Source organism: Vitreimonas sp. (genome assembly GCF_035627415.1).
Classification (GTDB): domain Bacteria; phylum Pseudomonadota; class Alphaproteobacteria; order Caulobacterales; family Aquidulcibacteraceae; genus Vitreimonas.
The window spans coordinates 35,967-43,123 of the sequence record NZ_DASPLU010000021.1 but is presented as its reverse complement, the minus strand read 5'-3'; the positions used below and the strand labels follow the sequence as shown (position 1 = coordinate 43,123).

The window sequence follows — 7,157 nt, the reverse complement described above, 5'->3', positions numbered from 1 at the left end:
GCATCCACATATTCATCCAGGCTGGCGGGCAGGAGAGAAAGCTGAGAGCGTTGTTCGCCTTCGACAAATCGGCTCATGCGGCGTCTCCGTGACGACCATTAGAGCATGAACTGATTTGCCGTTTTCACACAGCCTCGGGATGAACCAGCAGCCGCTCCCCCTCCCCCTAATTCACCCTCCGCTCCCGCCCCGCCCAATACGGCTCCCTCAATTCCCGCCGCAATATCTTCCCTGACGCATTGCGCGGCAGCGGGCGGTCGAGGAAGTCCACGCTCTTCGGCGCTTTATAATGCGCGATGCGGGAGCGGGCGAAGGCGATGATGTCGGCGGCGTCGGGCGTTGTGTCGGGGCGCGGCACGACGATCGCTTTCACCGCTTCGCCCCATTTCTCGTCCGGCACGCCGATGACGGCGACTTCGGCGACGTGCGGATGGCCGTGGATCGCGTTCTCGACCTCGGCCGGATAGATGTTCTCGGCGCCCGAGATGATCATGTCCTTGATGCGGTCCTGGATGTAGAGATAGCCGTCTTCGTCGAGATAGCCGGCGTCGCCGGTGCGCAGCCAGCCTTCGGCGTCGACGGCGGCGTTGGTGGCGTCGGGCTTTTTCCAATAGCCTTTCATGTTGGCTTGGCTGCGCGTCGCCACTTCGCCGATCTCGTTCGGGCCGAGGCGCTTGCCCTGCGCGTCGAGGATGGCGATCTCGACGCCGGGCATCGGCAGGCCGGCCGAGCGCATGCGCGCGTTGCCCTTGGGGTCATGATCCTGCGGCGGCAGATAGACGATGGTGCCGGTGGTTTCGGTCATGCCGTATTGCTGCACGAACTCGCAGCCGAACACCTCCATGCACTCGCGCAGGAGATCGAGCGGCATGGGCGAGGCGCCATAGAGGATGTGGCTGAGGCTCGAATAATCGATCTCTCTCGCGCGCGGGGTGCGGATGACGAATTGCAGCGCCGCCGGCACCATGAACATCTTGGCGATGCGCTCGCGTGGAATGTAGTCGAGGATTTCGAACGGGTTGAACTCGCGCGCGACGACGTTCTTGACGCCGTTGATGAGGCCGACGAGGCCCCAGCCGGTGCCGCCGATATGGGCGGCCGGCATGGCGACCAGATTGACCTCGCCCTCTTTCCACTCGTTCCAGCCCATCGCCGCTTCGGAGAGCTTGCGGCGCGAGCGCATCAGATTGGCGCTGGTGAGCATCACGCCTTTGGGGCGGCCGGTGGTGCCGGAGGTGTAGAGCAGGAGCGCGGTGTCTTCCGGCGCCACGGCGACGCGCGGATCGTCGGCCGCGTGCGCATCGCGCCAGGCTTCGTACGCCGGCCCCTCCCCGGGCGGCTCCATGGCGATGAGCGGCGGCTTCGTCTGCGTCGTTTCGAGCGCGGCGTGCGCGCAGTCCATGCATTCGGGGCCGACGAACAGCATCCGCGCTTGCGCGTCGTCGATGATGTAGGCGGCCTCCGCCGGCGCGAGGCGCCAGCCGATCGGGGCCATGATCGCGCCGGCCTTCATCGCGCCGAGCGCCAGTTCGAAATAGTGATCGCTGTTCTTGCCGAGATAGGCGATCGCCTCGCCGGGGCGGACGCCGGCGGCGATCAGCGCGTTGGCGACCTGGTTGGTGTGGCGGTCGAGTTCGGCGTAGCTGGTGAGGCGGCCTTCAAAGCTCAGCGCCGTTTGCGCGCCGCGCGTGCGGGCGTGATGGCGCGGGACGTCGCCCAAAGTCGGCATCAGATCGAATTCTTCCGGCTTCAGCGAGGCCGCCATGCCCATCCTCCCGTCTGGTTTTTTCGGGAGCTTAGCCCAGGATCGGCGAATGCGAAGCGTCAGCTGGCGATCGCGCGCGCCATCAGCGCCGCGAACAGCGGCACCAGCGCGAGCAGATCGAGTTCGATCATGACGAGGCGGCGCACCTTGTTGGCGTCGGCCGCGGCGATCTCCGCCGCGCCGCTTCGCACCCAGCGCGTGAACGCGCGCGTCGGCGCGATCGAGATGAGGCCGATGACGAGGATCGTCGCCATCTTCGCCCAGAAGAAAGGCTGGCCCATGTAGTAGGCCGCGCCCTTCGCGCCCCAGAGCACGCGGGCGATGCCGGCGAGGATCACGCCGACGGCGGAGAGGCCGTAGAACAGGTCGATCCGCAGCAACAGGCGCGCGACGCGCCCGTCCACCGGCAGGCGCAGCACGAACGCTTCGGCGATGAGCGTCCCGGCCAGGATCAGGGCGAAGACGAAGTGCAGATACGAAAGGGCTGCATCGTGCAAAAGCATCGATGCAGCCTAAACGTCATGGCGGTATCGGCAAGCCGGTCCTAGCCGCCGCGCGGTCGGCTGTTCACGCCGGTTCCGCGCGCGGTGCGCGCCGCGTCGCGTTCCATCTGCTCCCATTGCGCGCGCGTCATGCACAGGCGTTCGCGCCGCGAGCGCAGGCGGCTCTCGGTGCGCTGGACGACACGGCAGATTTCCTCCGCGCCGTCATTGCTCGGTTCGGCGTTCGCTTCCTCGCCGTCGCTGAGCGGCTCGGAGGTGGTTTCGGTGGCGCTCGGCGTCGGCGTGAGCGGCGGCGCCGTCTGCGCAAGCGCCGGAACGGCGGCCATCAAGGCAGCCGCAAACACAAAAGCCGCAACACGCATCCTGTACTCCCCTGAACCACTAAGAACTGTGATCTTAGCCAGCCGCGATGAACGGTAAAGACCATTACGCAACGGCTCGCCGCATTTTCAGCTAGTCGTCCCGGTGCACGCGCTCGCGGCGCTCGTGGCGCTCTTGCGCCTCCAGGGAGAGGGTCGCGATCGGGCGGGCTTCCAGACGTGACAGCGAGATCGGCTCGCCCGTCTCTTCGCAATAGCCGTAGGAGCCGTCCTCGATGCGGCGGAGCGCGGCGTCGATCTTGGCGATGAGCTTGCGCTGGCGGTCGCGGGTGCGCAGTTCGAGGGCGCGGTCGGTTTCGCTGGTGGCGCGGTCGGCGAGGTCCGGTTCGGCCACCGTGTCCTGCTGCAGCGATGCGATCGTGGAGCGCGATTCCTCCAGGATCTCTTCTTTCCAGGTCAGCAGCTTTTGGCGGAAATATTCCTGCTGCCGCGGGTTCATGAACGGCTCGTCTTCGCTGGGGCGATATTCCTTCGTCACAGTCGAGGCCATGGTCCTACTCCCTGCGCCCAGCAAGGCGCCGCCTTATAGCGTTGCTCCCATGGGCCGTCCATTGAGCAAGGACGGCGCCAATCTTTCTCTATTTTCCGAAGGTTGCGCTGCAGCATCAGGCCCGCCCAAGCAGCCGATCGAGCTTGGCCGCCTCGACCGCCACGCGGATGTCGATCTCCCGCAGGACTTCATCCAGATCCGCCTCTCCGGTCGCTTCTGCGCCGCGCTGGACCTGATCCAGTTCGGCCCGCAGCGAGCTTGGCGCGTGCCCTAGAACCAAGGCGCGTTCAAGCCTTTCCAGCACATCCAAAGCTGCGCGGCCGCGGCTGGTTTGGCGGCGGCGCCGTTGGCCCGGCGGCTCCTCGGATTGCAGCGCGAGAATGGCGTCGAGCGGGGTGACCGCCGCGACACCGGTTGCAGCCGTGCTTTTGGCCGGGCCATCGACGCTCGGCGCGAAGCCGGGCGCCGCCGCCGCGCCTGCCTTCCTCGGCCCGCCGGCCGCGCCGACTCCTCTGCTGTTTTCGATCTTCATGGCCGCGGAGACTGTGCTGCTGCTGTTTCCGAGCTGTTAACGCATCGGCCATTTGAACGGCTCGTTAACCGAACTGGCCGCCTATCGCTCACATGCGATTTGCCACCCGCGCGGCGCGTTCGGCGCTGCTAGCCGTTGCTTCGGTGGCGGCCATGACCGCCCCCTTCGCCGCGCCGTCCGCCTGGGCCGGGCCGCGGATCAAGGACGTGGCCGATTTCGAGGGCGTTCGGGAGAACCAGCTTGTCGGCTACGGCCTCGTCGTCGGCCTCGCCGGCACCGGCGACTCGCTTCGCAACTCGCCGTTCACCCGCCAGAGCTTGGCGGCGATGCTGGAGCGGCTCGGCGTCAACGCCGCCACCGGCAATCTCAACACCCGCAACGTCGCCGCGGTGATGGTAACGGCGAACCTGCCGCCGTTCGCCTCCCAGGGCTCGCGCATCGACGTCACCGTCTCCGCGCTCGGCGACGCCCGCTCGCTCGCGGGCGGGCAGCTGCTGGTGACGCCGCTGATGGGCGCGGACCAGCAGGTCTATGCCGTGGCTCAAGGGCCGCTGGCGATCGGCGGCTTTTCGGCCTCCGGCCAATCCGGCTCCTCGGTGACGCGCGGCGTGCCGACGGCGGGCCGCATCGCCTCCGGCGCGCTCGTCGAACGCGAGATCAACTTCGACATCGCCGCCCAGGACGAACTGCGCCTGGCGCTGCGCAATCCGGACTTCACCACCGCACACCGCATCGCCGCGGCGATCAACGGCGCGGTCGGCGCCGAAGCCGCGCGCGCTTCGAACCCGGGCACCGTCGTGCTGCGCCGGCCGGCCGAATACGCCGGCGACATGGTTTCGCTGGTCGGCCGGATCGAGAACCTCGAAGTGGAGGTCGACACGCCGGCGCGGATCGTCATCGACGAGAGTTCCGGGATCGTCGTCATGGGCGAGAACGTGAAGGTCTCCACCGTCGCGATCGCCCAAGGCAATCTCACCATCTCGATCCAGGAAGATCCGTTCGTCAGCCAGCCGGCGCCGTTCTCGCGCAACGGCGAAACGGTCGTCGTCCCCTCCACCGGCGTCGAGGTGGAGGAAGAAGAAGGCGGGCTCGTCGTGGTCCCGGGCGGCGTGCCGCTTCGGCAATTGGTGAACGGCCTTAACGCGCTCGGCGTCACGCCGCGCGACATGATCTCGATCCTTCAGGCGCTGAAGGCCGCCGGCGCCATCCAAGCCGAAATCGAAGTGATGTGATGCCAGATCACGCGAACATTCGTCAGATCGGACTCCCCGGCGCGCCGCTGCCGCTGTCGACTGCGCCGCGCAATCCGCCCCAGCCGACTGTTCCCGACGAAATCCGCCGCGCCGCGGAGGAGTTCGAAGCTGTGTTCCTCTCGGAGATGCTCGCGCCGATGTTCGACGGTATCGACGCTGACGGCCTGGGCGGCGGCGGCATGGGCGAACAGATTTTCCGGCCGATGCTGGTCGAGCGCTACGCCGAAGCGATCGCCCGGGCCGGCGGCGTCGGCATCGCCGACGCGGTGATGCGCGAGATGCTGCGGATGCAGGGCGAGGCTCCGGCGCTGGAGGCGGCCGATGGCGCTGGTGGCTGACGATGGGCGCGATCGCGCCGAGCAGCTCCTGCTGCTCACCGAGCGCCTGACGGCGCTCATCGCGGAAGAGACACGGCGGATCGAGGCGCGTCTGCCGCCGCTCGAGGGCGCAGAGGCCGAGGAGAAGAACCGGCTGGCCAACGCTTACCGCTTGGAACTCGCGCGGATCAAACAAGAGCCTTCATTGATCAGCTCCGCGCCGGCCGACATGCTGAACGCGCTGCGCCAGCGCACCGTTAAACTGCACGAGGCGCTCGCCCGTCACGAGACGGAGCTGGGCGCCATCAAGCTGATCACCGAAGGCTTGGTGCATGCGATGGCCGATGAAGTCGCTCGACAGCGCAGCGCAGGGGGCGCTTACGGCGCGCGCGGCGCAATCGAGGCGCCGGTGGGCCCGATCCCGACGGTTCTCGACCGCAGCGCTTAACCATCGCCGCGAAAAAACCCTGATGCGGGGACGACTTCGCCTTTCCTGTAATTCATCTTGCTCCTGTGGCCTTGGCGCCGTTCTTGTAGCGCCGCGGCCATTGGGCGAGGCATGAAGCACACGCGAGTTTCCAGCGCTTGGCGCCCGGTCCGGGCCCAGGGAAGATTAAAACGCGGCCTGTTTGGCGCGCTCACCGCGCTTGCCTTCAATGTTTGCTTGGTGCTGCTGCCGCTCGCCGGCGCCGCCGCGTTGCTCGTCATCGGCCGCGACCAGCTCTACGCGTACGAATATTCCCAGGAAGGCGCACGTGCGGTCGCGCTGCGCGTAGCGCGCCTCAACGGCGAGCTGATTCAAGTCGACTTCGACAGGCAGAACCAGTGGGACGGTCTTGTCGACATGGAATTGCGCGCGAACGACATCGACGCCGCGCGCGGCTTCCTGTTGTCCGGCGCCGGCATCCTGCCCAAGCGCGCCGCCAGCGTGCTCAGCCAGGAAGACGCCACCGACGCGGAATTGGAGGTCGCCGCGCTCGAGCTGCTGACCCCCGGCACGCGCGAGCGCTACATGGCCGCCGGCCCTCTCCTGTCGCAGCAGGAAGCCGAAGCCGCTGCGCCGGCGCCCTCCGTAAGCTCGGAGCAGGACTTCGAACTGATGGCGCGCGCGGTCTTGGCCGAGCCCGAGAACGACACGCTGCAATTCATATTGAGTGGTTTCAGCCTGGGGCTCGGCGGCGACCTCTCACCCAACATGGCCGAGGGCGCACTTGTTTTGCTGGAGGCCAGCCGCCGCGACGACTACCCGCCGACGCTGGCCGCGGAACTCAGCGCTCTCTTCAACGAAGCGGTGTCGATTCAGACCTTCAGAGCGAACGCGCGCGAACGCGCGGAAGGCGCCGCCGCGGGCAGCTTCGCCAACGCCGCGCCCGCGTTCCGGGATGCGGTCTCGCATGAACGCGCCGCCGAAGCGCGCGCCTTGCTCGATCAGCTGGGCGTGATCAGCGCCGCGACCTCGCGTGCAGGCGCCGCCGCGCTGGTGACGCACGCCATTACCTTGCGCGACATGCCGCGCCTCACCTTGCTGGCGCAGGCGGCGGGAGACCGGGCGGTGGCGGCGGCCAAGCGCCTGCCGCGCGATGGCCGCCTCGTGGAGGCGGCGCGCGGCGAACTGACGATGACGCAAGATCTGATCGCGATCCTGGTCATCGCCGCGATCGCGCTGTTCGGGCTGATCGCGATCGTGCTGATCAAAGCCGGACAGGCTGCGCTCGGCGCCTGGCGCCGGCTGCGCGACGATCAGGACGATTACGAGTACCCCGGCGGCGAACTGGTCGAGATCAGCACGAGCAATTGGCGGCCGTTGTGAGCGGAGCGAGAAATCAGAAGCCAGAAAGCAGAGATCAGAATCCGGTCGCTGAGATAAGCGGCCGCACGTCGCCTGGCTCTTCCGACTTCTGACTTCTGACTTCTGAC

General features: G+C 67.4%; 9 protein-coding genes. 4 read left to right on the top strand and 5 right to left on the bottom strand.

Annotated elements, in window-relative coordinates:
* Positions 1–166 precede the first annotated feature (166 nt).
* The 5 genes from VEA80_RS12370 to VEA80_RS12350 form a co-directional block, all read right to left on the bottom strand.
* Complete coding sequence (locus VEA80_RS12370; RefSeq protein WP_325061059.1) at positions 167–1,765, bottom strand: fatty acid--CoA ligase; 1,599 nt, start codon at positions 1,763–1,765, stop codon at positions 167–169.
* Positions 1,766–1,824: 59 nt separating this feature from the next.
* Positions 1,825–2,268 (bottom strand): DUF2214 family protein, encoded by a 444-nt coding sequence (locus VEA80_RS12365; RefSeq protein WP_325061058.1) that lies wholly within the window; start codon positions 2,266–2,268, stop codon positions 1,825–1,827.
* A 41-nt stretch (positions 2,269–2,309) separates the two neighbouring features.
* Positions 2,310–2,594, bottom strand: coding sequence for a hypothetical protein (locus VEA80_RS12360; protein WP_325061057.1), 285 nt, complete (start codon positions 2,592–2,594; stop codon positions 2,310–2,312).
* Between the two features lie 127 nt (positions 2,595–2,721).
* Positions 2,722–3,138 carry an RNA polymerase-binding protein DksA gene (gene dksA / locus VEA80_RS12355; RefSeq protein ID WP_325061056.1) on the bottom strand — a complete coding sequence of 139 codons (417 nt, stop codon included), beginning with the start codon at positions 3,136–3,138 and terminating at the stop codon, positions 2,722–2,724.
* Between the two features lie 115 nt (positions 3,139–3,253).
* Complete coding sequence (locus tag VEA80_RS12350; protein WP_325061055.1) at positions 3,254–3,670, bottom strand: flagellar assembly protein FliX; 417 nt, start codon at positions 3,668–3,670, stop codon at positions 3,254–3,256.
* 152 nt (positions 3,671–3,822) lie between these two features.
* On the opposite strand from VEA80_RS12350, the gene VEA80_RS12345 reads away from it, so the two are divergent.
* The 4 genes from VEA80_RS12345 (at position 3,823) to VEA80_RS12330 (ending at position 7,050) form a co-directional block, all read left to right on the top strand.
* Positions 3,823–4,902 carry a flagellar basal body P-ring protein FlgI gene (locus VEA80_RS12345; protein ID WP_325061054.1) on the top strand — a complete coding sequence of 360 codons (1,080 nt, stop codon included), beginning with the start codon at positions 3,823–3,825 and terminating at the stop codon, positions 4,900–4,902.
* The gene (locus tag VEA80_RS12340) at positions 4,902–5,261 is read left to right on the top strand and encodes a rod-binding protein (RefSeq protein ID WP_325061053.1); all 360 of its coding nucleotides are present in this window, start codon (positions 4,902–4,904) and stop codon (positions 5,259–5,261) included. The genes VEA80_RS12345 and VEA80_RS12340 overlap by 1 nt, the downstream gene beginning before the upstream one ends.
* Complete coding sequence (locus tag VEA80_RS12335; RefSeq protein WP_325061052.1) at positions 5,245–5,688, top strand: flagellar basal-body protein FlbY; 444 nt, start codon at positions 5,245–5,247, stop codon at positions 5,686–5,688. Before VEA80_RS12340 ends, VEA80_RS12335 begins: the two co-directional genes overlap by 17 nt.
* Positions 5,689–5,799: 111 nt before the next feature.
* Positions 5,800–7,050: a hypothetical protein gene (locus tag VEA80_RS12330; protein ID WP_325061051.1), complete on the top strand. Its 1,251-nt coding sequence runs from the start codon at positions 5,800–5,802 to the stop codon at positions 7,048–7,050.
* Positions 7,051–7,157 lie beyond the last annotated feature (107 nt).

Coding starts and splice junctions, on each gene's coding strand:
- VEA80_RS12340 (WP_325061053.1), top strand. CDS start 4,902: ATGCCAGATCACGCGAACATTCGTCAGATCGGACTCCCCGGCGCGCCG.
- VEA80_RS12345 (WP_325061054.1), top strand. CDS start 3,823: ATGACCGCCCCCTTCGCCGCGCCGTCCGCCTGGGCCGGGCCGCGGATC.
- VEA80_RS12350 (WP_325061055.1), bottom strand. CDS start 3,670: ATGAAGATCGAAAACAGCAGAGGAGTCGGCGCGGCCGGCGGGCCGAGG.
- VEA80_RS12330 (WP_325061051.1), top strand. CDS start 5,800: ATGAAGCACACGCGAGTTTCCAGCGCTTGGCGCCCGGTCCGGGCCCAG.
- VEA80_RS12360 (WP_325061057.1), bottom strand. CDS start 2,594: ATGGCCGCCGTTCCGGCGCTTGCGCAGACGGCGCCGCCGCTCACGCCG.
- VEA80_RS12335 (WP_325061052.1), top strand. CDS start 5,245: ATGGCGCTGGTGGCTGACGATGGGCGCGATCGCGCCGAGCAGCTCCTG.
- VEA80_RS12370 (WP_325061059.1), bottom strand. CDS start 1,765: ATGGCGGCCTCGCTGAAGCCGGAAGAATTCGATCTGATGCCGACTTTG.
- VEA80_RS12365 (WP_325061058.1), bottom strand. CDS start 2,268: ATGCTTTTGCACGATGCAGCCCTTTCGTATCTGCACTTCGTCTTCGCC.
- dksA (WP_325061056.1), bottom strand. CDS start 3,138: ATGGCCTCGACTGTGACGAAGGAATATCGCCCCAGCGAAGACGAGCCG.